We start from the raw sequence: 25,532 nt of genomic DNA, 5'->3' as shown, positions 1-25,532 counted from the left end.
GGCACCGTACGTACACGATGAGTGCCCAACCCGCCCTGGTCAGCGGGGCGTACGCGCTGTTCGAAGCCGCGTGGGAGACGGCCACCGACCTGGCGGCCTTCTTCGACGCCGACCGGCCCCGGATCGACGCGCAGGCCCGCGAGGTTCTGTGCGCACTGGGCTCCGGAATGACCGACGTGACAGCCTCACGCGAACTGGGCATGTCGTTGCGCACCTACCGCCGCAGAGTCGCGGAACTCCTCGTCGCCCTGGGCGCGGACTCACGCTTCCAGGCCGGGGTGCGCGCGGGCGAGTTGGGCCTGACCCGCCGCTGAGAAGACCTCCGCCCGGACCGAAGGTTCCCTGGCCACGCACCCCGACATCAGCGAGGCGTCCGCGACCCGGGTCCAAGACGGTACAACGTCTCGAACCCGGGTACCGGGCCGGTCGATGGCCTGCCTCATGGGGGGGGGACGGATGGCGGACCGGGCTCGGCCCGGAACGTCCGTCGGCGCCCGTCGGTCGATCAGTCCGACTTCTCGTCGCTCTCGGCCAGGATCCTGTTACGGACGCCGGCGAGGGCTCCCGCAATAGCCCCCTGTGGCCTGCCGAAGGTCGAGGCGGAGAACCGGGCGGGGCCAGTCTTGGCGGTGAAGGAGTGAGCGTAGGCGAACTCCCGCAGGCCTTCCTCCCCCTGCTTCCGCCCGTAACCGCTGTCGCCGCGACCGCCGAAAGGCACCCCAGGATTCATGGAGAACACCAGTGCGTCGTTGATGCTGGTCATTCCCACGCGGAGGCGACGGGCAATGACTTCGCCGCGGTCGCGGCTGAAGACGGCACTGCCCAGTCCGTACCGGCCGCCGTTGATGTGGGCAATGGCCTCCTCGGTGTCGGCGACCTTGACGACGGCCAGCGTGGGCCCGAACGTCTCCTCCGTCACCGCCAGGGCGTCGGGGCTCACGCCGACGAGGATGGTGGGGGTGACATAGCGCTCTCCCACCGCCTCGATGCCGCCGACAGTGGCTGTCGCGCCGCGCTCGAGAGCATCCTGGATGTGCTCCCGGATGATCGGGATCTGGGTGGGCAGCGGAACCGGCCCGATCTCTGCGGCCTCGTCGCTGCCGACACGTACCAGCTTGGCAAGGTCGCTGACCTTCTCGACGAACGCGTCGTGGACCGACTCGACGACGTAGGCCACTTCGAGACTGATACAGCCATGCCCGGTGTTCTGCAGAGCGCCCCAGACGATGTGCTCGGCGGCTTCGTCCAGGTCGGCGTCCTCGGCCACGATCGCGCCGTCCTTGCCGCCGAGTTCCAGCAGAACGGGGGTCAGGGTCTGCGCGCACTGTGCGGCCACGATCTTTCCCGTGGTGACGCTGCCGGTGAACGCGAGCTTGTTCAGGCCGGCCTCGATAAGTGCCTGGCCCGTGGCCCCGAACCCGTTGAGGCACTGGAGGACGTTCGGGAAGTCGGCAACCGCACGCTGCCAGGTCCGGACGAGCCATTCCCCGACGCCTGGCGTGATCTGGCTGGGCTTGAGGATGGCCGCGTTTCCGGCCGCGACCGCCTCGATCAGGATGGCTCCTGGCGTCAGGAGGGGGAAGTTCCACGGTCCGATGACGCCTACGACACCGTAGGGCTGGTACTCGACCCACGCTCGCTGGTTGGGCACGGTGGGGCTGTCGGGGACCTCCCGGCGTCCCAGTACGCGCTCGGCGTTTTCGATGGCGTACTGCACGTGCTCCAGAATCCCGAGCACCTCGACGCGGGCGTCGTCGAGGTGCTTGCCGTTCTCGGCGTGGATGAGGGCGGCCCCCTCCTCGCCGCTGATGGCTATCTCCCGCCGCCACGCGCGCAGTTGCTCCGCGCGGCCCTCGAATCCGAGGTCCCACCAGGGCCCGGCGGACGAGCGTGCGGCAGCGACGGCCGCGGCCGCCTCATCCTTGTCGGCCACGGGGTACCGGGCGAACTCGGCCCCTGTTGCCTGATCGACGGTGACCACCTCGCTCCCGCCCTGTCCGATGACTCCGTCACGCGTGATCGTTGGAGTGTTGTTGGTCACGGGTCTCTCCCACCTTCTTACGACCGCCTGCATCCGAGCAGCACCCCAAGGGGGTGATGACGGTTGGTGAACGCGGTCTTCGGCGCGGTGAAGGGCCGCCGTATGACAAGCGGGCGCGCGCCGACATGAATGACTTCAGCGATGTGGCTCATGGGCCTTAGCAAGGGCCAGACTATCTAGCTATTGGCTAGTGTCAAGTGCTTGATAGACAACAATGCTCTTGGCATTCAGCCGGCCAGACCAAGAGCCGCACGAACGATGCTGTCGGCGTCGATGTCGCGATGACGGGAGACGTGGCGGCTGCCAGCGCCTACGGCACCACCGCGCCCATCGCGGCGACGGTGACCTTGGCACCGCCGGCCCGCCCCGAGGGACAAGCCCCGGCAACGACGCAGCGGCACCTCCGGAACCCACCTCATGGCCCAGGGGCAGGAGTGCCGTTCCAGGGCCGAGGGGAAGACCACAGTGGCCTACTCGCCACTCACGACTGCCCTACGCCCCTGGATCCGTGTAGCGGGCCGCGAGGTTGGGCTGATTGCCGCCCGTGACAAAAGCGGTCTCTGCGGAGAGCAAGGCGTCCAGGGCGGAGCCCTGACCCTCCAGACCAGGGGCACAGACGGTCTCACCGAGGCGCAGCCCGGCCAGGCTGGCCGAGGCCACGTCCTCGGGCGACATCGCCCAGGGGACGCTATGACCGGCGCCACTGTTCCACTCCGTTGCCACAACTCCGGGGCACACCACCTGAACGCGGACCGGGGTGTCGGCGAGCTCGCCGGCGAGGGTGCGGGTGAAGCCCAAGGTGGCGGCCTTCGCGGCGACGTACAGGGTACGCCGGGGCGCTCGCGGGTCAATGAGGCCCGCACTGAAGGCGAGGAGCGAGGCGACGGTGACGATCACGCCGTCGCCTGCCGCGAGCATTGCGGGAAGTGCGGCGTGGACCAGCCGGACGGGGGCGACGGCGTTGAGGGTGAGCAGGGGCTCGATGTCGGCAGGGTCGACGTCAGCGAGCGGGGCGTAGCCGCCGGCGCCGGCGTTGCTGATCAGCATGCGTACGTCGCCGGCGGCCAGGCGGTCGGCGACAGCGGCGATGCCGTCATGGGTCATGAGGTCGGCGGGCAGCACCTCGACGGCTGCTCCACGGGCGCGGAGTTCATCGGCCAGGTCGGCGAGCCGGTCGGCGCGTCGCGCCACCAGGACGAGGTCATGGTCATCCGCCAGGAGACGGGCGTAAGCGGCGCCGATGCCGGAGGAGGCGCCAGTGATCAGAGCGATGGTGCGAGTCATGGGACCAGCGTTACTCAACCGCTAGGCAAGTGTCAAACACTTGACACTATTGAAGTGTCGTATTCTTCTCGCGTGATACGCAATGACGAGGAGCCCGTCGGGCTCGACGCGCTTGACCGGGTGACCTGGGCGTTGCGCCGCGCGGAGCTGGCAGTGCAGAGCCTCAAGGAGCAGCGGCTGCGCCCGCTGGGCATGGCGGCGGCGCACTACACGCTCCTGATCTCGGTGCACGACGAGCCAGGGCTGACCGGCGCCGAACTTGCCCGCCGCCTCAACGTGACCCCACAGGCCATCGCCTCTCTGGTGGCGCGCCTGGAGAGCCGCGGGCAGTTGGAGAGACGTGAGCATCCGCGCCACCGGCACATCCAGGAGCTGCACCTCACCGACGCCGGCCGGGAGGCGTTGCGCGCGGCCGACGCAGTGATCGCCGACATCGAGCGGCAGATCACCAATGGTCTCGGATCGGAGAGGGAACAATTGCGAGCGCTGCTCGACCGAGTGGCCGAGGCGGCTCGAGACTGATCCCGCGGTGCCGTCGGCTGAGCGTCACCCCACCCTCGTCGACCTCTGACGCGAGCACCTGCGTCGGCACCGTGCCGAGGAAACGGCCATCCCGGTCACCCATCTCCTAGAAGCGGACCGGGAAGTTGGGCTACACCGACAGCCCGAACCTCTTGGTCCGCTACCGCAATCGGGGCCGCGCCGAAGGCGACCGTCCCGTCACCTCCGCGCGCCACGCCGGCCGCACCCGGGCACCGTATTCTCGCCGCGTGACAAAGGATGACGATCGGCCGATCGCTGCTGAGCACCTGACCCGGGTGACCTGGGCACTGCGGCGGGCGGAATGGGCTGTGCAGGCCCGGAAGGAACAGCAGCTACGACCGCTGGGCATCGCCGCCGCGCAGTACACCCTGCTGATCTCCGTCCATAGCGATCCCGGCCTGACCGGCGCGGAACTGGCCCGCCGCCTGAACGTCACCCCGCAAGCAGTGGCTTCCCAGGTGGCCCGCCTCGAGGAGCGGGGTCAGCTGGAACGCCGACCGCACCCGCGCCACCGCCACGTGCAGGAGTTGCACCTCACCGACGCAGGCCGCGATTCCCTGCGGGATGCCGAAGCCGTGATCGTGGAGATTGAACTGCGGATCGCTGAGAAGCTCGGTCCGAAGAAGGCCGCACAGCTGAGGGCACTGCTCGACGAGGTGGCCGATGTTGTCCGAGAGGCCTGAGCCAGTGGGCTTGCCAACCTGCTCTCCCACCACCACAGGAACCCCGCCGTAGGGGTCAGTCCTCCCGGCCCCACCACCTGCGGCTGCTGCGTGGGGCGGAAGCGGTCTGCAAGCCGAGTGAAGCCTGCGAACGGACCTGTTGTCCCCCTGTCCTTGGGCAGGGGGACACGGCCGTCGCGGTTCCCGACCGAGACTCCGACGCCCTGGTAACGGTCCTCGGCGGAAGGGATGTCCAGCCGGGTTACGGGACCAGGACGATCTTTCCGGTGGTGTGGCCGGTCATGATCTGGAGATGGGCGGCCGCGGCTTCGCGGAGCGGGTGGCTGGCGGCGATGAGGACGCGTAGTCGCCCTGCCTCCGCAGCCTCGGTGAGCTGCAGGCGTGCGGCGTCGCGGATAGCCGTGCCCGGATCTGCGCCGGGCCCGCCGCCGAGGAGCTTGATGCCGGCCTGGGCACCGCGCTCGAACCCCGCGATGGTGGCGACGCGAGAACGGTCCGCCACGAGTTCCACGGATACGTCCACCGCCTCGTCGGTGCCCACCAGGTCGGCAGCGGCGTGAACGCCCTCCGGCGCTGCCGCGCGTACCCGGTCGGCCAAGCCGGGCCCGTAGGCGATCGGGATCGCTCCCAGGTCACGCAGCAGGTCATGCTTGGCCGGACTTGCCGTTCCCAGGACGGTGGCACCGCGCGCCACGGCCAGTTGCACGGCCGTCAGGCCGACCCCTCCCGCGGCGCCGTGGATCAGCACCGACTCGTCCTTGCGCAGGCCGATCGCCTCGAGAACGTGTACGGCGGTCACGCCGGCGGCCATCAAGCCGCCGGCCTGCTCCCAGGACAGGCCGGCCGGCTTCGGCACAACCGAGGAGGCCGGGACGACGAGTTCGGCGGCATACGCGCCGGGCGCACGATAGGCGATCACCTCGTCGCCGACCTCGACCGAACCTGCGGGGCCGGTCGCGTCGGCGCCCACCGCGGTCACCACACCAGCCGCCTCGACACCGAGCCGCATGGGCAGGTTCGAAGGGTCGGCCCCGAAGGCACCGCTGTACATCTTGTGATCGAAGGGGTTCACCCCGGCAGCCCGGACCACGATGCGCACCTGGCCCGGTCCGGGTTCCGGGACGGTGACATCGATCACCGCCAGCGCCTCGGGACCGCCGTACGCATTAGCTACTACAACTTTGCTCATACCGGAGACAACATGGCGCCAGACGCAACCATTCCTCGAAAGTCCAGGCATCTGTACCGCCGACAGGGGGGCGAGGATCGAGACTCGTACAACTCGCCCCGGATGTCATTTGAAAATTGTACGCATTTCTCGATGTGCGGTCCGAGTATCCCCTATCAGGGATAAATACCTATCCCATCGAAGTGGTACCCAGGGGAAAGATTCTTCCCCCCCAACGCCACTAGACACACCCTGAGCTTCGACAGACCATGACCTGAGGGCCGCCTGACGGCGGACCGGGGCCGCGAAAGGGGCAGGCGCCATGGTCGAAACTGTTTCGTTCAGGAACAAGTCAGTAGAGATTGCGGGACATCTCCATCTGCCAGAAAACTTCAGCGAAGAAAAAAAATACCCGGCACTCGTCGGAATTCATCCGGCCGGAGGCGTAAAAGAACAGACCATCGGCCACTACGCCAAGAGACTCGCCGCGCACGGATTCGTCACCGTCGTCTACGACTCCTCATACCAGGGAGCGAGCGGTGGAGAACCTCGCCTCCTGGAAGACCCGACGACCCGGGTGGAAGACGCTCGCTGTGCAGCCGACTTCCTCACCACTCTTCCGTTCGTCGACTCCGAGCGAATGGGGGTCTTCGGCATTTGCGCCGGCGGCGGCTACGCGATCAGTGTGGCCCAGACCGAGCGTCGCTTCAAGGCAGTGGCTACTGTCAGCGCGGCTCCCATGGGCGAGGGTTCCAGGGGATTCCTGGGGCACCTGTCCCCGGTGGCCGAGCAGATCGCGACGCTGGAGATGGTCGCCCAGCAGCGCACGGCAGAAGCGCGGGGAGCGGAACCCCTCTACGCCCCGTTCGTCCCTGAAACGCTGGACGAAATCAACGAGAACACGCCGGATCTCCTGCGCGAGGGGTACGACTACTACAGGACGCCCCGAGGCCAGCACCCCAACTCGAAGGGTCGTTTCCTGCTGACCAGCATGGACAAGATGTTCGCCTTCTCGGCGTTCGACCAGATCCCGGAACTGCTGACGCAGCCGATGCTTCTCATCGCGGGGAGCAAGGCGGACACAAAGGTATTCAGCGACCAGGCCTACGACCTTTCCAAGGGGCCGAAGGAGTTGTTCGTCGTCGAAGGCGCAACTCATATCGCACTGTACGACGTGCCTGAATACATGGACCAGGCGATCCCCAAAATGGCGGAGTTCTTCGCCGTCCTCTAGTCGCCCACAACGCCTCAGCTGCGTATGTACGGGAACCAGTATCCGTGGAGCGGCGAACGCGAACTGCAACTGTCGTACCACGCGGGTGCAGGACGGGCCACTCTGCAGAGGTCCGGCCGTAGGACCGGATTCGCATACCGGGAGAGCGGTAGACAGGGGAAAATTTCTTACCCCTCACAGCGCGCTCTTCCCATGCAATGCTCGGTCACACACCGCGCAAAGACTTTCGAGGAGCCCGATCATCTTGTCCCTTTCCGGCCGCACCACGATCGCCATTGCCTTTCATTCGGGCTACGGCCACACGGCCGTCGTCGCCGAGGCTGTGGCGCGTGGCGCAGCGGGAGCCGGTGCCGAGGTGGTCTTGATCGCCGTGGACACCATCACCGATGAGCAGTGGGCGCAGCTGGACGCCGCTGACGCGATCATCTTCGGTGCCGCCACGTACATGGGTACCGCCTCTGCGGCCCTCCACGCCTTCGCCGAGGCCAGCAGCAGGCGCTGGTTCTCCCACGTCTGGGTGGACAAGCTCGCCGCGGGCTTCACCAACTCCGTTGCCAAGAGTGGCGACAAGTCGTCCACCCTGGGCTATTTCGCCACGTTGGCCGCCCAGCACGGCATGCACTGGATCAGCCTGGGTCTGATGCCGGGCTGGGATTCCACCAAGGGCAGTGAGGACGACGTCAACCGGCTGGGCTTCTTCATGGGGGCCGGAACCCAGAGCCCGACCGACGCCGGTCCGGAAGCGGTCCACACGTCGGACATCGCCACCGCGGAGCATCTGGGTGCGCGCGTCGCACACCAGGCCGCGATCTTCCGCGCCGGACGGACGGCCCTCGCCATCTGATCGCACGGCCTCCTCACGTATCCGAATTCCGATCCACCACCCCCCGCAACCACCACCCCGCGCAAGGAGCAACCATGTCCGACTCCCCGAACCTCGCCCTCATCCGCCGCGTCTACGAATCCCGCATGGCGCCCGAGGTCACCTCGGAGGTCATGGCCCCGGACTTCGTCTGGGACATCACCCCGGGCTTCCCGAACAGCGGTGTCTACCACGGCTGGGACAGTGTGGCGAAGGACTTCTTCGGCAGGACGATGCCGAACTACGAGTCGTTCGGCGCGGCGCCCGAGGAGTTCTACGCGGACGACGAAGGCCACGTCTTCGTGTACGGCCACTACCACGCCGAGACGAAGACCGGGAACAAGGCCGACGTCCGCTTCGTGCACCTGTGGACCATCCGCGACGGCAAGGCCGTGAGCATGCGGCAGGCCGCCGACAGCCACGTCCTCCAGGAAGCCCTCAAGGGCTGAGCCTCTACCCGTTAGGAGTCACCCATGGCAAAGATCCTCTTCGTGATCACCGCGTCCGACCACTGGACGCTGGCCGACGGAACCCGGCAGCCAGCCGGCTTCTGGGCCGAGGAAGCAATCGGCCCCTACCAGGTCTTCAAGGAGGCCGGATTCGAGATCGCGGCGGCGACGCCCGGCGGTGTCCCGCCCACGGCGGACGCGCTCAGCCTCACCGCGGACTTCAACGGCGGCGAGCAAGGCGCGCAGCGCATGCGGACTGCCCTGCACGAGGCGACCGAGCTGGCGCACCCGATGCGTATCGAGGACGTCAATATCGACGACTACGTGGCCGTGTTCTACCCCGGCGGCTGGGGCCCGATGGAGGACCTGCCCGACGACGCCGCCTCCGGCAGGCTGCTCACCGAGTGGCTCGCCTCGGGCAAGCCGCTGTCCCTGGTGTGCCACGGCCCCGCGGCACTGCTGGCCACGATCGGCCCGGACGGGACCTCCCCGTTCACCGGCTACCGTCTGACCGGCCTCTCCAACGCCGAGGAGAAGCAGAACGGTCTCGCGGACCGCGCAAAGTGGCTGCTGCAGGACCGCCTCGTCGACGAACTCGGCGCGGACTATCGCGAGACCGAGCCGTTCGCCCCGCACGTCGAGGTGGACCGCACCCTGTTCACCGGCCAGAACCCGGGTTCCGCGGTAGCTCTGGCCCAGGAACTGCTCAAGGCACTGTGAGCTGACACCAGAGCCATGTGCTCGCTCGGCGGCCCGGTACTCACTCCGGGCCGCCGAGCCTTCTTCCGCGACTTACCTTGCAGGTCAGGGCCGATATCATTTTCATATGCAGGTAAAGCCCAACATGGTCAGGATCTCTCCCCCTTACAGCGCCGGGCTTTTGTGCGAGGCTGCAATTCATGAACCGCAACCCTCATCTGAACGAGCTGGGTGAGTTCCTCAAGGCCCGCCGTGCTGAGCTCCGTCCTGCCGACGTCGGACTCCGTGGCGGGCAACGGCGGCGTGTGAGCGGTCTGCGCCGTGAGGAGGTGGCTCTTCTCGCCGCGATCAGTACCGAGTACTACACGCGGATCGAGCAGGGCCGGCTCCAGGCATCGGCTCCCCTGCTCGACGAAATCGCCAAGACGCTCCGCCTGAACGACGACGAGCGCACCTACCTCTTCGACCTCGCGGCGAAAGAGAGGGTGCGCCCGTCCGTGTCACGCGAGCGCCAGCAGGTGGATACGCAGCTCCAGCGCATGCTGGACGATCTCACCGCCTCCCCGGCCTTCGTCATCGGCCGGCGCACCGACATCCTGGGCTGGAACCAGCTCGCCGCCGCCCTGTGGACCGATTTCGGGCAGTACCCGGTGCAGGAGCGGGTGTTCATCCGGCTGCTGTTCACGGAACCATGGATGCGCGAGCTGTATGCCGACTGGGAGGAAGTCACCCGGCTGGCCATCGCGCAGCTGCGCATGGAGAGCGCGCGCTACCCCGACGACCAGCCCCTCACCGCTCTGGTCGAGGAGCTCTCCGCCCGTGACGCACAGTTCCGGCAGTGGTGGACCGAACACGACGTCGCGATGCGGGGCAAAGGCGTCAAGAAGCTTCATCACCCAGTGGTGGGCGAGCTGACACTCGACTGGAACACGCTCACCTGCGGCACGGACCCCGACCAGCACATCATCGTGTGGAACGCCGAACCCGGCACCCCGTCCCACGACGGTCTGCGCCTCCTGGCCTCCTGGGCCGCGGACCAGAAGCCGACGGCGTCCGACACCGCCACCTGAGCCCTCCCACGTGCGTCCGCTGGGAGAGAAGGTCTTCCGCCGGCCAGGGCTGCCCCGGCTGAACACGAGCCGCCTGCACGGGCATTGCCATGCCAGAGCGCGACCGCGAGGAGCATCGCCTCTCTCGCCGGCACCGGTGTCATGGGGGGAGGGGTTCGTCCCCCCTATGACCGCATCCCAGCCAAGGACCTTCCCCTTTTCCGGACGTACGCGACACGGAAAGGTCGGACACCTCAACGACCGCATGCCGAGCAGTGAGGTGCTTCGAATGAGGGCTGTAGGTTTCACGGAATTCGGTGGTCCGGAGGTGCTTCAGGTTCTTGAGCTGCCCGTCCCCGATGCCGGTCCGGGCGAGGTGCGCATCCGGGTGCACGCCGCGACCGTCAACGCGGTCGACGCCCTCCAGCGCAGCGGACCCGCCCGGTCGCCGGACGCCCAGCCGCCGTTCGTTCCCGGCATGGAAGCCGCCGGCGTCGTGGAGCAGATAGGCGCGGGTACGAACACGGATCTGAGCGTCGGCGACCGCGTGATGGCGATCGTGCTCCCCGACGGCTCCCGTGGTGCGTACGCCGAACAGGTCGTGGTCCCTGCGGAGTCGGTCGTCCGCGCTCCCCACGGCGCGAGCGACGTGCAGGCCGCGTCCCTCCCGATGAACGGCCTGACCGCGCGCCTGGCCCTGGACACGCTCGGCCTGGAGCCTGGCCGGACCGTCGCGATCACCGGAGCGGCCGGGGCGGTGGGCGGCTACGCCGTCCAGTTGGCCAAGGCGGACGGGCTGCGGGTGGTGGCCGACGCCTCGGAGCAGGACGAGACCCTGATCAAGGAACTCGGTGCCGACGTCGTACTCCGTCGCGGCGCCGAGTACCCGGACCGGGTACGCGCAGAGGTCCCGGAGGGCGTCGACGGACTCCTCGACGGCGCGTCGCTCGGCGCTCTCACCGCACGGGCGGTCCGCGACGGCGGCCGGGTGGTGACACTGCGCGGCTACGACGGCCCCGGCGAACGGGACATCGCCTACGAGCCGATCGTCGTGTTCCGTTATGCCCGGGAGCGCACCAAGCTCGACCGGCTCCGGCAGCAGGTGGAGGACGGCCTCATCACACTCCGGGTCGCCAGGACGTTCCCGGCGGAACAGGCCGCCGAGGCACACCGGCTCCTCGCCGCGGGCGGCCTACGGGGCCGACTGGTCCTGACGTTCTGAACAGAGTCAAGTGCGGGCACAGGCGCGGCTCTCAGCGCCACCTCAGGGTTGCGGCCGGGCGTCGAACGACGTCCGGCCGCACTCACGCGTAAGCCGCACTCACGCGTAATCGGTCAGAGCTGGACCGCGAGCTGGAACCTTCACGAGGAGCCGCATCACGTGGGCACCGGCGCCACTGGTGACACCGGTGGCCACCATCGTTCGGGCCAGTTCACTGCGCACCCAATGCCGGGGAGGCAGGAGAGAGGGCAAAGCTGTCGGCAGCCCGCCACAGGCCCGGTGTCCCGAGACCACGCCGGCCGTACGTGATCTCGCGGCATGCAGCCTCAAGATGGCTGCAAGATGGACCACCTTGGATCCGGCCTCCCTCAAGCAGTCGCATCGCGTGCCGACTGATCCGAGTCCGCAGTCCACGACGCGAGGAAGAGCAGCCCGTCATGGGAGGGGGTCTCGGGAGCGGCGGTCGCGATCACCAGCTTCTGTGCGGGGGCGGCTGTGTAGGTCAGGCTGTCCCAGTCGAGGGTGAGATCGCCGACAAGTGGGTGGCGCAGCCTCTTGGTTCCCATCCGTAGGCCGGTCATCTGCCGGCCTGCCCACCACTGCCGGAAGTCGGCGTCGGCGACCGAGAGCTCGCCGACGAGTGCGGCCAGCCCAGGGTCGCCAGGCCTCTTGGCGGCCTCCAGGCGCAGGTGGGCGACGCAGGTCCGGGCGTTCGTCCTCCAGTCGAGGTAGAGCTCCCGGAAGGCGGGGTCGGTGAAGAGCAGCCGGGCGTAGTTGCGCTTGTTCTCGGGGACCCGGTCGAAGTCAGTGAGCAGAGCGGCTGCCAGAGGGTTCCAGGCGAGGATGTCCAGGTGCCGACCCAGAACGAGTGCGGGGGTCATGTTCAGCTCGTCCAAAATGCGCCTGAGGTGCGGATGAACCCTCTGCGCCGGCCGACGGCGCGGTTCACGCCCGCCGCTCGCGGCCAGCTCGAAGAGGTGGTCACGCTGCTCGTCGTCGAGATGCAGAACACGGGCGAGCGCGCCGAGTACCGACCTCGGCACAGGAGCGCGCCCCTGCTCCAGCCGCGCGTACGAATGGGTGCTGATCCCGACGAGTTGAGCGACCTCTTCACGGCGCAGCCCCGGCACTCGCCGGGGTGCCCCGGAATCGGGCAGACCCACGGTCTGCGGGCTGAGTCGGGCGCGGCACACCTTGAGGAATTCTCCCAGTTCAGGCGAATGCGCTTTGGTGTACATAGCATTCAGTGTCCCAGCAGTCGGCCGAAAAGTGAGGGGGAGAGTCTTCTCCCAGGGTCTGGCAATCACCTTGCTTTTCCCGAGTCGGCCGGGCCGAATCAGAGCGTCACGTCAGTCGACCTGACTGTCCGCAGGGCCGCCGAGCCGCCGGGTGGCCCGCGAGGCGAGGGCGCGTAGCCCGTCGTACGACGGCGTGCCGGGCTCCGCTGTCCAGACGACGAGTTCCTGATCGGGATCACTGCTGCAGGTGAAGGTGTCCCAGTCGAGGACGAGTTCGCCGACGACGGGGTGGTGGAACCTCTTCGTGCCCACCCTGCGTGACGGCACGTGACGGCTTCCCCACCACTGGCCGAAGTCCCTGTCCTCCACGGAGAGTTCGCCGACCAGACCGGTCAGCCGCGGATCGTCCGGACATCTGGCGGCCGTCGTGCGCAAATGGGACACGCAGTCACGGGCGACGGCCCTCCAGTCCGCGTACAGCGTCCGCATGGAGGGATCGGTGAAGAGGATACGGGCGCAGTTCCGCCTGTCTTCCGGCACCTTCGCGAAGTCGGTGAACAGTGCGGCGGCGACCGGGTTCCACGCCAGAATGTCCATACGGCGGCCGATCACCACGCCGGGAGACGCGGTGAGATCGTCGAGCATTCGGCGCAACTGCGGTTGGGCCTTCTGTGCGGCTGGTCGGCGGTGTCGTGCCCTTTGCCGGCCGGCCAGTTCGAACAGGCGGTGACGCTGGTGATCATCCAGATGCAGTGCATGTGCGAGAGCGGCCAGCACTGACGCGGACGGCTGGATCCGGCCCTGCTCCAGCCGTGTGTAGTAGTCGGAGCTGATGGCGGCGAGCAGGGCGACCTCCTCCCTGCGCAGGCCGGGCACACGCCGACCACCGGTGTCGGGCAGGCCGACAGTACGCGGGCTCAACTCGGCCCTCCGCACCTTGAGGAATTCTCCCAGCTCGTTCAGATGCGCGTCGCTGGTCATGTCGGCCAGTGTCGCACCGCTCGGTCTCCGGGAGGGGGGTAAGGATCTCCCCCCTGGATAAGTGATTCCCCGGATGGAATTCTCCCCTTTGCGAGTTCCCGCGAAGGTGGCAGGGTCGATGGCGTGTTCGGCGCCGGAATCGACCTACGGAGAGCATTCACCCCAAAAGGCTGGACGGCCAACCCTCGAGACGGAATTACTCTCCGAGTGGCACCGATATTCCGTATTTCCCGGTGGCAGGCGGAGGAGGCGAGTAGAGACAGTGCAGACGGATGTCACCTTCGTCAGCAATGGCCTGACGCTCGCCGGTCATCTGCACACGCCCGACGCCCGCGCCGGACACCCGCTGCGCGCGAGCAAGGGCACGAGTACCACCGCACCGCGCGCGGTGCGCACCTGCGGTCCGAGAACGCATGGGTGCTGCGCAGTGTCGGTCAGATCGCTCCGTACGACTCCTTCGCCCGCATCGAAAGCCTCGCTCCGCGCCCGCTGCTGATGATCGCGGGCAGCGAGGCCACCACAGCCCAGCCTGAATCCCCCGCACACACGCAAGGAGCACCAACCCATGTCCGAACGGAAGAAGTTCGCGCCGCCGGCCATCCAGGAGTTCGCCCCCAAGCTCGCGGAGGTGACCGACACCGTCCTGTTCGGTGACATCTGGGAACGGCCGGGCCTGTCCCCGCGCGACCGCAGCCTGGTCACCGTCACCGCTCTCGCCGCCCTGTACCGAAACGACCAGCTCAGCTTCCACCTCGGCAAGGCGCTGGAGAACGGCGTGACCAAGGACGAACTGATCGAGGCCATCACCCATCTGGCCTTCTACGCCGGATGGCCCAACGCCATGACCGCGATGACCCGGCTCAAGGAGATCGTGGAGAAGTCCGACCAGTCCGGCTGATGCTCCTCCGCCCGCACACACCCCCCATCGCGGACTCTCTCCACACAGGCCATCGAAGCCCATCCCGGCGACGTCATCCACACGCCCCCGGGCGAAGAGCACTGGCACGCTGCCGCGCCCGACCAGTTCATGACCCATCTCGCCCTGTGAGAGACGGACGACGCCACCTGACTCGAACACGTCTCCGACGACGACCACAACGGCCCGCGCGTCAGCACCCGTACCCGTCCCTGACGCCACGACAGACACGACAGACACGACGAGAGCTGGGAAGGCACCATGCGAGCGACCATCATTCACGCGCCGGGTGACATCCGGGTGGAGAACGCCCCCGAGCCGAAGATCACGGCACCGACAGACGCAATCATCCGCACCGTCGCCGCCTGCGTGTGCGGCTCCGACCTGTGGAGCTACCGGGGTGTCCTGCCGGTCGCCGAACCGCAGCCGATCGGCCACGAGTACGTCGGTGTCGTCGAGGAGGTCGGCAGCGACGTATCGAGCGTCAGGCCGGGCCAGTTCGTCATCGGCTCCTTCGTCGCTTCCGACAACACCTGCCCGGTCTGCCAGTTCGGCTACCAGACCTCCTGCCGGCACGCGCAGTGGGTGAACGGCGCGCAGGCCGAGTACGTCCGCATTCCCCTTGCCGACGGCACCCTGGTCGCCACGCCGGAGCAGCCGTCCGAGGAGCTGATCCCGGACCTGCTGGCTCTGTCCGACGTCATGGGCACCGGGTGGTACGCCGCCAAGGCCGCCGAGGTCACGTCCGGTTCGACCGCCGTGGTCGTCGGGGACGGCGCGGTGGGCCTGTCCGGTGTCATCGCCGCGAAGCAACTGGGCGCTGAGCGCATCATCGCCATGAGTCGGCACGAGTCCCGGCAGAAGCTCGCCCTGGAGTTCGGCGCCACCGACATCGTCACCGAGCGCGGCGAGGAAGGCGTCGCCCGCGTCAAGGCACTGACGAACGGCCTCGGCGCCGACTCGGTCCTCGAATGCGTCGGCACCCAGGAGTCGCTGCACCAGGCCCTGCAGTCCACCCGTCCCGGCGGCAACGTCGGCTTCGTCGGCTTCCCGCACGGCTCGCAGATCGAGGGCCAAGAGCTCTTCTTCTCCCACGTCGGTCTGCGCGGTGGCCCCGCCCCTGTGCGCGCCTACCTTCCCGACCTCATCGACCGCGTCTTCAGCGGTCGCATCCACCCGGGCAAGGTCTTCGACCTCAGCCTGCCCCTGGACGAGGCCGCCGAAGGCTACAAGGCCATGGACGAGCGCCGAGCCATCAAGACGCTGCTGCGCCCCTGACGTGAAGCCCGGCGGTGACGGGCGCTGGATCAGCCGCGCCCACCAGCGCCGACACCACCGAACAGCAGCGGTCGTTCGACCGTTGCAGCCACCGAGCAGAACGGACCGACAGCCATGACCAGCGAGGCGATCGCCACCGTCGAGGCGTACTTCGACGCCCTCGGCACGCGCGACATGGAGCGTGTCCTCTCCCACTTCACACCCGACGCGACCTGGACGATTCCGGGCGATCCGACCCTGACCCCCTGGGCCGGGAGCCGCACCGGGCCGGAGGAGATCCAGCAGTCCCTCACCGCGTTCTTCGCCGCCGTCGAGCCACTCGCATTCGAGCTGGGCACCATCGTGGAGGCCGACGGACGGGTTCTGGCACCGGGCCGGTACACCTCCCGGTTCCATCCCTCGGGACAGGTGCTCGAAAGCGAGATGATCCTGCGCTTCACCGTCGCCGACGGCCTGATCAGCGACTACCGCGTCTTCGAGGACTCACTCGGAATCACCCGTGCCCACCTCGGTGAGCCGCTCACCACCACTCCCGCCTGACCGGAGGTCGCTTCGGCGGCGCATACGTCGATCCCATGGTGGCGGCACGCTCGACGACGCTGCGACTGATGCCCAGATGACCAAGACGATCCCGGTGGAAGGCGCTGAGCCCCCGCCAACAGTCAGTCCCTCACAGGAGTAGGCGCCATGCTCGGTCTCGAACTCGTCGTCGTCCTCGGTGCGGCCGTGCTGGTGGGCAACGTCCTGGGCCAGCGCCTCCGCGTCGCGCCGCCCGTCGTGCTGCTGGTCGTGGGCGCGCTCCTCGGTCTCGTCCCCGCCGTCCGCCAGACCCAACTCCCGCCCGAAGTCGTGTTGTTGCTCTTCCTCCCCGTGTTGCTGTACTGGGAAAGCTTGACCACGTCCATGCGGGAGATCCGCACGAACCTGCGCGGCATCGTCCTGCTCAGCACGGTCCTGGTGATCCTCACCGCGGGTGCCGTGGCGGTCACCGGGCACGCGCTCGGACTGCCGTGGGGACCGGCGTGGGCATTGGGCGCGGCAGTGGCTCCCACCGACGCCACAGCGGTCGGCGCCCTGGCAGGCTCCCTACCGCGCCGTCAGATCACCGTGCTACGTGCGGAGAGCCTCGTCAACGACGGCACCGCGCTGGTCATCTTCGGCCTGGCGGTCGGCCTCACCGTCGGCGAGGAGCACCTGACCCTTCCGCACGTCGGCGCGCTGTTTCTGCTGGCGTACGGCGGCGGGGCCGCGGTCGGCGTGGCGGTCGCCTGGGTCAACATGAACCTGCGGCGCCGACTGGACGATCCCCTGCTCGGCAATCTCGTCATGATCCTTGCGCCGTTCACGGCGTATCTGCTGGCCGAGATGATCCACGCCTCCGGCGTCCTCGCGGTGGTCGTGAGCGGCCTGATCATGGCCCAGGTGGCTCCGAGTCTGATCCGCGCCGAGCACCGCCGCCAGGCTCTGGCGTTCTGGCCGCTGGCCACGTTCATCATCAACGGCGCGCTGTTCGTCCTGGTCGGAGTGGAACTCCAGTACGCGCTCCGTCATTTGAGCCGATCCGACCTCCAAGACGCCCTGATCGCGATCGGAGTGGTCAGCGTGGTGCTGGTCGCGGTCCGGTTCGCGTTCCTGTTCTCCTCCGCCTACCTGATCCGCGCGATCGACCGGCGTCCCGAGCAGCGGCTGCGAAGAATCAGTCACCGGGCCCGCGTCGTCAGCGGATTGGCCGGCTTCCGTGGCGCGGTGTCGCTCGCCGTGGCGCTCTCCGTACCGGCGACACTCGACTCGGGCGAGCCCTTCCCCGACCGCGCCTTCATCGTCTTTGTCACCTCCGGCGTCATCGTCGTGACCCTCGTGGTGCAGGGCCTGCTGCTGCCGGGCGTGGTGCGCTGGGCCCGGCTGCCTCGCGACACGTCCGTCGACGAGGAGCAGATCCTCGCCGAGACCACGGCAGCCGAGGAAGCCATCAAGGCGCTGCCGCAACTCGCTGCCGAACGGGGCACCACCCCGAAGGTCGTGGAGTGGCTGCGCCAGGAGTACGAGGCCAATCTGGCGACCGTCCGGGCCAGGGGCGCCGGTACCGGCGACGATCCGGCTCTGCTGCACAACCGCCACTACACCGACCTCCGCCTCGCCCTCATCGCCAACAAGCGCGCGACCGTCGTCCGCCTGAGGGACGAGTTGCAGATCGACGACACCGTGCTCCGCCGACTCCAGGCCGCCCTGGACAACGAAGAGGTACGGCTGGCCAGACGCGAGCAGGTCGAGTGAGCCACGTCCGAGATCCGGCCTCGAAACACGACCCAACAGAAGGGGATCCCCGTCATGCCCTCCGACCTCATCGACGTCCACGCCCACCTCCTGCCCGACTTCTACGTCCAGCAGGCGACAGCGGCTGGTCACGCCCACCCCGACGGCATGGGCGGTTGGCCCACGTGGTCCGTGGAAGCCCACCTGGACCTGATGGACCGCAACGGCATCGAGACCGCGATGCTCTCCATGTCGTCCCCCGGCGTGCACTTCGGCGACGACAAGGCAGCCCGCCTCCTCGCCCGGCGCGTCAACGAGTACACAGCCGAACTGACCCGAGACCACCCGGGCCGCTTCGGCAACCTCGTGTCGCTCCCCCTTCCGGACGTGGACGGCTCGTTGGAGGAGATCGCATTCGCCTTCGACGAACTCGACGCCGACGGCGTGGCCTTGCTGACCCATACTCATGGCATCTACCTGGGCGATCAGCGCCTCGACCCGGTCTTCGCGGAACTCGACCGCCGCGGCGCAGTGGTCTTCCTGCACCCCACCTCACCCGTGTGCTGGGAACAGTCCGCACTCGGCAGACCGCGCCCCATGGTCGAGTACATCTTCGACACGGCCCGCACCGTCACGGACCTGGTGATGGCGGGCGTCCTGACGCGTCACCCGAACCTGCGGGTGATCGTCCCGCACTGCGGCGGCGCGGTACCCGTCCTTGCCGACCGCATCAACGAATTCATGAGGCTGTTCCTGCCCTCGGAGAAGTCACCCTCCCTCGATGCCGTGCAGCAACTACAGGGCCTGTACTACGACATGGCCGGCACAGCCTTCCCACGCCAGATCCCCGCGCTGCTCGAACTCGTCGGTCCGGACCGCCTGCTGTTCGGCAGCGACTACTGCTGGACGCCTCCCCCGCTGGCCGACGCCCATATCGCGGCGATCGACGCGACCGAGTCACCGGTGGACGGGACCACGTGGCGTTCCCTGACGACGGCCAACGCCCAGCGCCTGTTCGAGCGGCGCGATGCGTGAGCCCGGACCCAAGGATCCGCACGAAGGAACAGTGAAGCCGTGATCAGATCAGCATCACCGCGGCGGGTGGTCGGCGCTTACCCGCGCCTCCTCGACACGTAATTCCCCGCCGTGCGGACGCCTGTGGATGTCGGCGAGGCGCGGGTCCGTGAGGAGGCCGATGGGCTCGAGGCGCTGGGGCGTTCACGGGGCGGACTGACCAGCAAAGTCCATCTCCTCTCGGACGACCGGGCCCGCCCGCTGACCTGGCAGACCTCGCCCGGCCAGCGGGGCGACAAGGCGTATTCCAGTCGCGACAACCGCGCCTACCTGCGACGGCGCGGGATCAAAGCCACCATCGCGCAGCCCGATGGCCAACGGGCCCACCGCAGGCACCGAGGACGCTTGGGCGGACGGCCCCCGTCCTTCGACAAGGCCCAGTACCGCCGCCGCAACGCCGTCGAGCGGTGCGTGAACGAGCGGAAGCAGTTCCGCGCCGTGGCCACCCGCTACGACAAGCGCGACTACATCTTCAACGGCACGCTGACCGTCACAGCGATCGTCATCTGGCTCCGCGACACCGTCCAAGAGCCATCAGAAACGACCTGCACACGCGGAACAGTGGCCGGTGACCGACCCAAGGCGTACAGGACCTTCACCGTCGCTGCGACCAGGACCAGGCCCAGAACGCCATCCAGCTGCCGGGTCAGCTCGTGCAGGTCCCACCACCCAAGCCAGTCCAGCACCTCCCGGTCCGAGGTCAGCGCCGAGAGGCCCGCCACCGGGACGGCCAGGGACAGCCCGACCCGGGAGAACTTGGAGCCTATGACCGCCCATCAGGCCACCACACCTCTTGCCAGAACCGCCACAGTCACCACCCCACACCCCCGGATCACCAGCCCTCGAGTGATCCAACCATCACCAAGATCATTTCGTGAGGAGTTCCAAGCCCTTCGCCGTCTCGTACAACCTCCTGGCCGGGTCGCTGGTCTCCTCAGCGAGTCACAGAAGCAACAGCAGAAACCACCGTGGGAGAAGATCGTGCGTCAGCGCACCCTGTACACCGCCATCGCCGTGGTCTCCACATGCCTGGTGGGCGGCCTCGCGCCCGCCGCCGTCGCCGCACCGGCGCAGGCCGTCAAGGCAACCAAGGCCGCGGCCGTCTCCGACTTCAACGGCGATGGCTACCGGGACCTCGTCGTCAACCAGCACGGCAGCTCCGGGGAGAAGGCGGAGGGCGGCGCCGTGGCGGTGCTGTACGGCTCCAAGACGGGCGTGAACGCGGCCAAGCGCCAGGTCATCACGCAGAACACCCCGGGCGTCCCCGGCATCACCGAGGGCTATGACCGCTTCGGTTCCCAGTCCGTCGCGGGCGACTACGACGGCGACGGTTTCACCGACCTTGCGATCTCGGCGAGCGGTGAGGACATCACCTTCGGCACCACCTACCGCCGTAACGCCGGTCAGACCGTCATCGTCTGGGGCGGGAAGAACGGGCTGACGAACCACGGCGCCGTGACCGTGAAGCAGACCCCGCCCACGGGCCCCGATGTCCGCCGGGGCTCGTCGCTGGCGGCCGGTGACTTCAACGGCGACGGCAAGACCGACCTGGCGACCGGTGACTACAGCACCGGGCGGGGCGGCGAGGTGCTGTACGGGCCGATCGGCCGCACCACCGGCAAGGCCAAGTCCGTGTCCAACCTCGGCCTCAAGGACGGTCAGACGTACGTCCACACCGCCCTCGACTCGGGCGATGTGACAGGCGACGGCATCACCGATCTCGTCATCCAGGTCTTCGCGGGGCGCACGGGCCCCGTCGACCGGATCGAACTCCATCGGGGCACGCACAATGGCCTGCTCCGCACCGGCAACCTGACCGGTGCCGACGGCAAGCTCCTGGTGAACCGGTCCGCCACCGACGGCCATGTCGCCGTCGGCGACCTCGACAAGGACGGTCACGCGGACATCGTCGTCGGCAAGGAGTGGACCTACGAGGAGCCGGTCTACTCCGGTCAGGTCAGCGTCGTCTATGGCGGCAAAACCGGTCAGTCGACCCGTCCTGTCCAGGTGATCACCCAGGAGACCGACGGCGTCCCGGACTCCAGCGAGAAGGACGACTACTTCGGCGTCTCGGTCTCCGTCGGTGACATCAGCGGCGACGGCTACGCGGACCTCGCCGTCGGCTCCTCCGTCGAGAGCCTCGGCGAGCTGGAGCACACCGGCCAGGTGACCACCCTCCTCGGCGGCAAGGGCGGTGTCTCCGGCAAGGGCGCGACGTCCTACTTCAAGGGCACCGACGGCATGCCGGGCAAGCCCTCCTCATACGACTTCTTCGGCTCCGCCGTGAAGCTGACCGACCTGAACGGCGACAACCGCGCCGACCTCGTCGTGGGCTCCGGCGGCGACGACGAGTCCCACAACGGCCGCGTCGACATCCTGCCCGCCGCGAAAGGCGCGATCACCGCCATCGGCGCGACGGAGTACACCGCCTCGGCGATCGGCCTCACCGATGGCGCCCGCCAGGGCTTCGGCCAATCCTTCGGCGAGTGACCTGGGGCCACCACGCGTGACTGGCCGTTCTCCATCCGTCTCGCTCACAGATACGGGAACGCGGTGGACCGGCCGGTTCGCCGGCCCCGGTACAGCTCGGACATGAGCGACGCCGAATGGCCCTGTTGACGGCATCAAGTCTTCCGGGAGAGAACCTGCCGCTTGGCGCCTCTGCGGCCTCCAACATCGCAGAGGCGACACGTGCACACCACTTCAGCACGATAAACCGTCCACCGAAAGCAGCAGATCAGAGTCGGTAGAGCGCACGGAGAGACTCGGCGCAGATCAGACCGAGCCACCATCGTCAGTGCCAACTATCCCTCTTTTGTGTCAACTGAACATCCTTGTCACAACCAGGTCAACGCCGCACCCGCGGCATCCCCAGACCGATCCACGAGATGATCTCGCGTTGGATCTCGTTGTTTCCGCCGCCGAACGTGAAGATCACCGCCGATCGGTAGCCGCGCTCCAGCTCTCCGTGCAGGACCACTCCCGCGGAGCCGTCCTTGAGGGCCCCCGGTGCGCCGACGATCTCCATCAGCCAGGCGTAGGCGTCACGGCGGGCCTCGGAGCCGTACACCTTGACGGCTGAGGCGTCCTGCGGAGTGAGGGTGCCTTCCTGGACGGCGTTCACCATCTGCCAGTTGAGGAGTTTCATCGCGTCGAGGCGGGTGTGGGTCCCCGCGAGGCGGCGGCGGACCCAGGGGAGGTCGACGACGCGGCGGCCGTCGGCGAGCTTGGTCTCCATGGCCCAGTGCTGTACGTCGTGCAGGGCGCGGATGGCCATGGTGCCGTGCGCGGCGAGTGTGACGCGCTCGTGGTTGAGCTGGTTGGTGATCAGCCGCCAGCCCTTGTTCTCCTCGCCGACCCGCCGGGAGACGGGGACGCGGATGTTCTCGTAGTAGCTGGCGGTGGTGTCGTGCGAGGCGAGGGTGTTGATGAGGGTGCAGGAGTAGCCGGGGTCGGAGGTCGGCACGAGGAGCATGGTGATGCCCTTGTGGGGCGGCGCGTCCGGGTCCGTGCGGACGGCCAGCCACACCCAGTCGGCGGTGTCGCCGTTGGTCGTCCAGATCTTCTGCCCGTTGACGACGTACTCGTCCCCGTCCCGCACCGCCCGCGTCTTCAGTGCCGCGAGGTCCGTGCCCGCGTCGGGCTCGCTGTAGCCGATCGCGAAGTCGATCTCGCCGGAGAGGATACGCGGCAGGAAGTACGCCTTCTGCTCGTCGGTGCCGAACTGCATGATCGTCGGGCCGACCGTGTTGAGGGCCATCAGCGGCAGCGGGACGCCCGCCTGGGCGGCCTCGTCGAAGAAGATGAACTGCTCCATGGGGCTCAGCCCGCGCCCGCCGTACTCCTTGGGCCAGCCCACGCCGAGCCAGCCGTCCGTGCCGAGCCGGCGAATCGTCTCACGGTAGAAGCGCTTCTGGGCCGCAGGGTCGCCGTAGCGGGCGTGGGCGATGTCGGGCACCAGGTCGGCGAAGTATCCGCGCAGTTCGGTGCGCAACTGCTGCTGCTCGGGCGTGTATTCGAGATGCACGGCGCCTCCTGGCTCCCAAGGCCGACCTGACGGCGCACACCGTAGAACGTGTTTCAGAAATTGGGAATGCCGGTGACGTACGTATGCGAAAGGCCCCCGGGATTCGCGCCACATCCGGGGGCCCTGCGCAGTCGAGCGATAGATCAGTACATCGACGAACGGTGGTCAGCGTGCGACGGGAGTCGCCCGCGCCTCCGCTCTCTGCTCCGCGGCCTTGGCCGGTTTCGGTGACAGCACCCGCTCGGCCAGCACCCCGAAGACCAGCCCGAAGGCCGTCCACAGGGTCAGCTGGATGGCCAGTGCGGACAGGCGGAACTGCCAGAGCAGGGTGGCCGAGAAGTCCTTCGGCACCTCGTTGATCGCCGGCAGGAACGCGTACGAAAGGCCGATGGCGAGGAGGAAGAACGCCCCCGCCGCCAGCGTCGCGTTCCAGTTGCCCAGGCGGGGCGCGAGGCGCTTGCCCAGGATCACGGTGGCGATGGCCAGCAGCACGCTGAGGACCATCATCAGGAAGTAGAGCGTGGTGCGCTTGCCGATGGTGTCGGGATCGCCCACGGACGGCGGGTTGGCCGGGTACTTGAGGAACGGCACGACGTACACCGCGAGGAGGCCCGCGGCCGCGAGAAGCAGCGCACTGGCACGCGGCCCGAAGCGCCCGATCCTGCCGATCGCGAAGCAGTACGCGAGGGCGGCGATGCCGCCGAACGCGACCCCGTAGACGAGGACGCCGGTGGCCAGGCCGCCGGTGGACTGCATCGTGCGGGAGACGACTTCCATGCCGTGCTCGTGGCTGTGCGACTCCTCGTAGGCGATCGCCGAGTCCACGCGCGGCTCACCCAGGAAGTAGGCGACGACCAGGGCGAGCAGGCCCGCGGCGAGACCCGCGAGCATGCCCCGCACCAGGAGGTTTCTGACAGTTGCGGAATTCATGAGCTTCTACGATTCCCCGGCGCCGTCAGTGGCAGGGGAAGCCGAGCAGGTGGCGTGCGTCGTGCACCCACTCGTGGACGTTCTCTCCGGACACCACGGAGGTGGCGCCCTGTTCGGCGCCGACGAAGTAGAGCAGAACCAGCATCAGGATGCCGAAGAAGACCGCCCAGGGGGCGATCGCGCCGATCGGCAGCTTGGCGGGAACGGCGGTGGGGGTAGCGGTCGGCTGAGCGACGGACTGCGCCATGGGGCAGAACCTCCTGGGGAACTCGCGTCCCATCTCGGTGGTGCACAGGACGACGGGTGCGGGTCTGACTTGCTCGACCTTCACCACTCCTGGCGGGAGTGGTTCTTGCTGGGCTTACAGTGGCGCGACCGTGCCGGATTCTCACCGGCTTCCGCCGAACCGTCGTCAATATCGACGAGACCGTACCGCGAACCGGGGTCGCGGCCAAGGGCGCACAAAGGCGCGGAGGGCGCGCCGGTGGCCTGGTCACGTCGTCAGTTCCCCGATTTCGCACGGGTGTTGAGCACGAGAGTGGGCGTATGACGAGCCGAGTGATGTTGATCTCAGCCGCGATGAGTGCGGCGATCAGGGAAGCCCGCTTCGACGACGGATGTCCGGTTGACGCCTCGGGGCTGCGGCTCGCGCGGGCCGCGGCGGGTGCGGTTCCGGTCGCCGACCGGCCGGTGGTCTCCCCCACCGTGCGGTGCCGCGAGACCGCGCGGGCGCTCGGCCTCGGCACGGCGGTGGACGCGCCGGAACTCAGCGGCCTGGACGTGGGCCGCTGGCGCGGCGCGACCCTGGAGGAGGTGAGCGCGAAGGAGCCGGAGGCGGTGGCCCGGTGGCTGTCCGATCCGGGCTCGGCGCCGCACGGCGGGGAGTCGGTGGAGGCCTACTGCGCGCGGGTGGCGGGCTGGCTGGACGCGACCGCCCAGGTCACGGGGCGGACCGTCGCCGTGGTGGAGCCCGAGGTCGTACGCGCCCTGGTTGTACGGGTGTTGGGGGCTCCGGAGTCGGCGTTCTGGCGGATCGACGTACCGCCACTGACGGCCACGGAGTTCAGCGGACGCTCGGGGCGCTGGAACGTACGGGCCGGACGGCCGCTGGGGGCGTCGGACTGACCACGCCTGGGGTGGACCCGGGGCAGGCGTGTGCCGATGAAGGGTCGCCCCCGCCCTCATCCGATCAGTGTCGCGATGAAGTCCGTGCAGGCCTGGGCGCCGATGCGGCAGGCCTTCGCCCCGTCCTCCGCCCCGGCGTACTCGTCGAACGCCTGCGCGCACTCCAGGCAGACGGCCCGACACCACTCCAACTGCAGGCGCAGTCCGGTCTCGTCCTGGCCGATCTCCTCGGACAGCACCCGGCAGGTCGCGTCGCACGCCTCGGCACACATGACGCCCTGCCGCCGTATGCGCTTGTCCTCTTCGGACCCGTCGGGCTCCGCGAGGCTCGCGCGCAGCGCGCACTCCCGCGCACAGTCGGCGCAGGCCTGTGCGCAGGCAAAGCGGTCCTCCAGGAATCGGTAGAGCTCCTGCTGCGATGTCGTCGTAGTCACAAGACGCGGGTAGCCGCAGGAAATAACGTCAAACCCACGGCC

Annotated in this window: 25 protein-coding genes, 1 pseudogene and 1 riboswitch; of the genes and pseudogenes, 17 read left to right on the top strand and 9 right to left on the bottom strand. The window is 68.3% G+C overall.

All coding sequences use genetic code 11. The features are described 5' to 3' along the window. Positions 1 to 17 precede the first annotated feature (17 nt). Positions 18 to 314 carry a DNA-binding response regulator gene (locus AB5J56_RS42085; protein ID WP_369241267.1) on the top strand — a complete coding sequence of 99 codons (297 nt, stop codon included), beginning with the start codon at positions 18 to 20 and terminating at the stop codon, positions 312 to 314. 191 nt (positions 315 to 505) lie between these two features. Here AB5J56_RS42085 and AB5J56_RS42080 read toward each other — a convergent pair whose 3' ends face one another. After that, positions 506 to 2,041, bottom strand: coding sequence for an aldehyde dehydrogenase family protein (locus tag AB5J56_RS42080; RefSeq protein ID WP_369241265.1), 1,536 nt, complete (start codon positions 2,039 to 2,041; stop codon positions 506 to 508). A 492-nt stretch (positions 2,042 to 2,533) separates the two neighbouring features. Then, entirely contained in the window at positions 2,534 to 3,325 is a 792-nt protein-coding gene (locus AB5J56_RS42075) for an SDR family NAD(P)-dependent oxidoreductase (protein WP_369241263.1), read from the bottom strand. A 72-nt stretch (positions 3,326 to 3,397) separates the two neighbouring features. Between AB5J56_RS42075 and AB5J56_RS42070 the strand changes: the two genes are divergently transcribed. Next, entirely contained in the window at positions 3,398 to 3,847 is a 450-nt protein-coding gene (locus AB5J56_RS42070; protein WP_369241261.1) for a MarR family winged helix-turn-helix transcriptional regulator, read from the top strand. A gap of 125 nt (positions 3,848 to 3,972) precedes the next feature. After that, positions 3,973 to 4,551 (top strand): MarR family winged helix-turn-helix transcriptional regulator, encoded by a 579-nt coding sequence (locus AB5J56_RS42065; protein ID WP_369241259.1) that lies wholly within the window; start codon positions 3,973 to 3,975, stop codon positions 4,549 to 4,551. 241 nt (positions 4,552 to 4,792) lie between these two features. Here the strand turns inward: AB5J56_RS42065 and AB5J56_RS42060 are convergent, their stop codons facing one another. Then, a complete protein-coding gene (locus tag AB5J56_RS42060; protein ID WP_369241257.1) occupies positions 4,793 to 5,740 on the bottom strand; it encodes a zinc-binding alcohol dehydrogenase family protein in 948 nt (315 codons plus the stop codon). A 301-nt stretch (positions 5,741 to 6,041) separates the two neighbouring features. On the opposite strand from AB5J56_RS42060, the gene AB5J56_RS42055 reads away from it, so the two are divergent. From AB5J56_RS42055 to AB5J56_RS42030, 6 genes are all read left to right on the top strand, one after another. Then, entirely contained in the window at positions 6,042 to 6,953 is a 912-nt protein-coding gene (locus AB5J56_RS42055; protein ID WP_369241255.1) for an alpha/beta hydrolase, read from the top strand. A gap of 238 nt (positions 6,954 to 7,191) precedes the next feature. Continuing rightward, complete coding sequence (locus tag AB5J56_RS42050) at positions 7,192 to 7,797, top strand: flavodoxin family protein (RefSeq protein WP_369243109.1); 606 nt, start codon at positions 7,192 to 7,194, stop codon at positions 7,795 to 7,797. Positions 7,798 to 7,871: 74 nt separating this feature from the next. Continuing rightward, positions 7,872 to 8,264 carry a nuclear transport factor 2 family protein gene (locus tag AB5J56_RS42045; RefSeq protein ID WP_369241253.1) on the top strand — a complete coding sequence of 131 codons (393 nt, stop codon included), beginning with the start codon at positions 7,872 to 7,874 and terminating at the stop codon, positions 8,262 to 8,264. A gap of 24 nt (positions 8,265 to 8,288) precedes the next feature. Then, positions 8,289 to 8,984 (top strand): type 1 glutamine amidotransferase domain-containing protein, encoded by a 696-nt coding sequence (locus AB5J56_RS42040; RefSeq protein WP_369241251.1) that lies wholly within the window; start codon positions 8,289 to 8,291, stop codon positions 8,982 to 8,984. A gap of 179 nt (positions 8,985 to 9,163) precedes the next feature. Next, positions 9,164 to 10,033 (top strand): helix-turn-helix domain-containing protein, encoded by an 870-nt coding sequence (locus AB5J56_RS42035; RefSeq protein WP_369241249.1) that lies wholly within the window; start codon positions 9,164 to 9,166, stop codon positions 10,031 to 10,033. 268 nt (positions 10,034 to 10,301) lie between these two features. Beyond that, positions 10,302 to 11,234, top strand: coding sequence for an NADP-dependent oxidoreductase (locus AB5J56_RS42030; protein WP_369241247.1), 933 nt, complete (start codon positions 10,302 to 10,304; stop codon positions 11,232 to 11,234). Between the two features lie 368 nt (positions 11,235 to 11,602). Here the strand turns inward: AB5J56_RS42030 and AB5J56_RS42025 are convergent, their stop codons facing one another. Both AB5J56_RS42025 and AB5J56_RS42020 read right to left on the bottom strand, forming a co-directional pair. Continuing rightward, the gene (locus AB5J56_RS42025; protein ID WP_369241245.1) at positions 11,603 to 12,472 is read right to left on the bottom strand and encodes a helix-turn-helix transcriptional regulator; all 870 of its coding nucleotides are present in this window, start codon (positions 12,470 to 12,472) and stop codon (positions 11,603 to 11,605) included. 111 nt (positions 12,473 to 12,583) lie between these two features. Continuing rightward, positions 12,584 to 13,453: a helix-turn-helix domain-containing protein gene (locus AB5J56_RS42020; RefSeq protein WP_369241243.1), complete on the bottom strand. Its 870-nt coding sequence runs from the start codon at positions 13,451 to 13,453 to the stop codon at positions 12,584 to 12,586. Between the two features lie 565 nt (positions 13,454 to 14,018). Here AB5J56_RS42020 and AB5J56_RS42015 point away from each other — a divergent pair. From AB5J56_RS42015 to AB5J56_RS41985, 7 genes and pseudogenes are all read left to right on the top strand, one after another. Next, complete coding sequence (locus AB5J56_RS42015; RefSeq protein ID WP_369241241.1) at positions 14,019 to 14,351, top strand: carboxymuconolactone decarboxylase family protein; 333 nt, start codon at positions 14,019 to 14,021, stop codon at positions 14,349 to 14,351. A gap of 279 nt (positions 14,352 to 14,630) precedes the next feature. Further along, positions 14,631 to 15,647: a zinc-dependent alcohol dehydrogenase family protein gene (locus AB5J56_RS42010; protein ID WP_369241239.1), complete on the top strand. Its 1,017-nt coding sequence runs from the start codon at positions 14,631 to 14,633 to the stop codon at positions 15,645 to 15,647. Between the two features lie 114 nt (positions 15,648 to 15,761). Continuing rightward, positions 15,762 to 16,187 carry a nuclear transport factor 2 family protein gene (locus tag AB5J56_RS42005; protein WP_369241237.1) on the top strand — a complete coding sequence of 142 codons (426 nt, stop codon included), beginning with the start codon at positions 15,762 to 15,764 and terminating at the stop codon, positions 16,185 to 16,187. Between the two features lie 147 nt (positions 16,188 to 16,334). Beyond that, entirely contained in the window at positions 16,335 to 17,921 is a 1,587-nt protein-coding gene (locus AB5J56_RS42000; RefSeq protein ID WP_369241235.1) for a Na+/H+ antiporter, read from the top strand. Positions 17,922 to 17,975: 54 nt separating this feature from the next. Next, complete coding sequence (locus AB5J56_RS41995) at positions 17,976 to 18,935, top strand: amidohydrolase family protein (protein ID WP_369241233.1); 960 nt, start codon at positions 17,976 to 17,978, stop codon at positions 18,933 to 18,935. Positions 18,936 to 19,103: 168 nt separating this feature from the next. Beyond that, positions 19,104 to 19,490 (top strand): annotated as a pseudogene (locus AB5J56_RS41990) (transposase); the annotation flags it as partial. A 465-nt stretch (positions 19,491 to 19,955) separates the two neighbouring features. Then, complete coding sequence (locus tag AB5J56_RS41985; protein ID WP_369243107.1) at positions 19,956 to 21,464, top strand: FG-GAP and VCBS repeat-containing protein; 1,509 nt, start codon at positions 19,956 to 19,958, stop codon at positions 21,462 to 21,464. Between the two features lie 358 nt (positions 21,465 to 21,822). Here AB5J56_RS41985 and AB5J56_RS41980 read toward each other — a convergent pair whose 3' ends face one another. The 3 genes from AB5J56_RS41980 to AB5J56_RS41970 form a co-directional block, all read right to left on the bottom strand. Beyond that, positions 21,823 to 23,001: an acyl-CoA dehydrogenase family protein gene (locus tag AB5J56_RS41980; protein WP_369241231.1), complete on the bottom strand. Its 1,179-nt coding sequence runs from the start codon at positions 22,999 to 23,001 to the stop codon at positions 21,823 to 21,825. A gap of 165 nt (positions 23,002 to 23,166) precedes the next feature. Then, positions 23,167 to 23,931 (bottom strand): CbtA family protein, encoded by a 765-nt coding sequence (locus AB5J56_RS41975; protein ID WP_369241229.1) that lies wholly within the window; start codon positions 23,929 to 23,931, stop codon positions 23,167 to 23,169. A 25-nt stretch (positions 23,932 to 23,956) separates the two neighbouring features. Continuing rightward, on the bottom strand, positions 23,957 to 24,178 hold the full coding sequence (locus AB5J56_RS41970) for a CbtB-domain containing protein (RefSeq protein ID WP_369241227.1): 222 nt from the start codon (positions 24,176 to 24,178) through the stop codon (positions 23,957 to 23,959). Between the two features lie 37 nt (positions 24,179 to 24,215). Next, positions 24,216 to 24,377: riboswitch (cobalamin riboswitch) on the bottom strand. A gap of 100 nt (positions 24,378 to 24,477) precedes the next feature. Here AB5J56_RS41970 and AB5J56_RS41965 point away from each other — a divergent pair. Beyond that, the gene (locus AB5J56_RS41965; RefSeq protein WP_369241225.1) at positions 24,478 to 25,056 is read left to right on the top strand and encodes a histidine phosphatase family protein; all 579 of its coding nucleotides are present in this window, start codon (positions 24,478 to 24,480) and stop codon (positions 25,054 to 25,056) included. A 56-nt stretch (positions 25,057 to 25,112) separates the two neighbouring features. Here the strand turns inward: AB5J56_RS41965 and AB5J56_RS41960 are convergent, their stop codons facing one another. Next, positions 25,113 to 25,490, bottom strand: coding sequence for a ferredoxin (locus AB5J56_RS41960; RefSeq protein WP_369241223.1), 378 nt, complete (start codon positions 25,488 to 25,490; stop codon positions 25,113 to 25,115). Positions 25,491 to 25,532 lie beyond the last annotated feature (42 nt).

It is taken from the genome of Streptomyces sp. R21 (assembly GCF_041051975.1).
In the GTDB taxonomy this organism is placed as follows: domain Bacteria; phylum Actinomycetota; class Actinomycetes; order Streptomycetales; family Streptomycetaceae; genus Streptomyces.
The sequence above is the reverse complement of the archived record's forward strand: the minus strand, read 5'-3'. Positions and strand labels throughout refer to the sequence as shown.

Bases quoted from the DNA above. Each gene is read 5' to 3' on its own strand.
- AB5J56_RS42085 (WP_369241267.1), top strand. From the start codon at position 18: ATGAGTGCCCAACCCGCCCTGGTCAGCGGGGCGTACGCGCTGTTCGAA.
- AB5J56_RS42075 (WP_369241263.1), bottom strand. From the start codon at position 3,325: ATGACTCGCACCATCGCTCTGATCACTGGCGCCTCCTCCGGCATCGGC.
- AB5J56_RS42060 (WP_369241257.1), bottom strand. From the start codon at position 5,740: ATGAGCAAAGTTGTAGTAGCTAATGCGTACGGCGGTCCCGAGGCGCTG.
- AB5J56_RS42055 (WP_369241255.1), top strand. From the start codon at position 6,042: ATGGTCGAAACTGTTTCGTTCAGGAACAAGTCAGTAGAGATTGCGGGA.
- AB5J56_RS42045 (WP_369241253.1), top strand. From the start codon at position 7,872: ATGTCCGACTCCCCGAACCTCGCCCTCATCCGCCGCGTCTACGAATCC.
- AB5J56_RS42040 (WP_369241251.1), top strand. From the start codon at position 8,289: ATGGCAAAGATCCTCTTCGTGATCACCGCGTCCGACCACTGGACGCTG.
- AB5J56_RS42035 (WP_369241249.1), top strand. From the start codon at position 9,164: ATGAACCGCAACCCTCATCTGAACGAGCTGGGTGAGTTCCTCAAGGCC.
- AB5J56_RS42030 (WP_369241247.1), top strand. From the start codon at position 10,302: ATGAGGGCTGTAGGTTTCACGGAATTCGGTGGTCCGGAGGTGCTTCAG.
- AB5J56_RS42025 (WP_369241245.1), bottom strand. From the start codon at position 12,472: ATGTACACCAAAGCGCATTCGCCTGAACTGGGAGAATTCCTCAAGGTG.
- AB5J56_RS42020 (WP_369241243.1), bottom strand. From the start codon at position 13,453: ATGACCAGCGACGCGCATCTGAACGAGCTGGGAGAATTCCTCAAGGTG.
- AB5J56_RS42015 (WP_369241241.1), top strand. From the start codon at position 14,019: ATGTCCGAACGGAAGAAGTTCGCGCCGCCGGCCATCCAGGAGTTCGCC.
- AB5J56_RS42010 (WP_369241239.1), top strand. From the start codon at position 14,631: ATGCGAGCGACCATCATTCACGCGCCGGGTGACATCCGGGTGGAGAAC.
- AB5J56_RS42005 (WP_369241237.1), top strand. From the start codon at position 15,762: ATGACCAGCGAGGCGATCGCCACCGTCGAGGCGTACTTCGACGCCCTC.
- AB5J56_RS42000 (WP_369241235.1), top strand. From the start codon at position 16,335: ATGCTCGGTCTCGAACTCGTCGTCGTCCTCGGTGCGGCCGTGCTGGTG.
- AB5J56_RS41995 (WP_369241233.1), top strand. From the start codon at position 17,976: ATGCCCTCCGACCTCATCGACGTCCACGCCCACCTCCTGCCCGACTTC.
- AB5J56_RS41975 (WP_369241229.1), bottom strand. From the start codon at position 23,931: ATGAATTCCGCAACTGTCAGAAACCTCCTGGTGCGGGGCATGCTCGCG.
- AB5J56_RS41970 (WP_369241227.1), bottom strand. From the start codon at position 24,178: ATGGCGCAGTCCGTCGCTCAGCCGACCGCTACCCCCACCGCCGTTCCC.
- AB5J56_RS41965 (WP_369241225.1), top strand. From the start codon at position 24,478: ATGACGAGCCGAGTGATGTTGATCTCAGCCGCGATGAGTGCGGCGATC.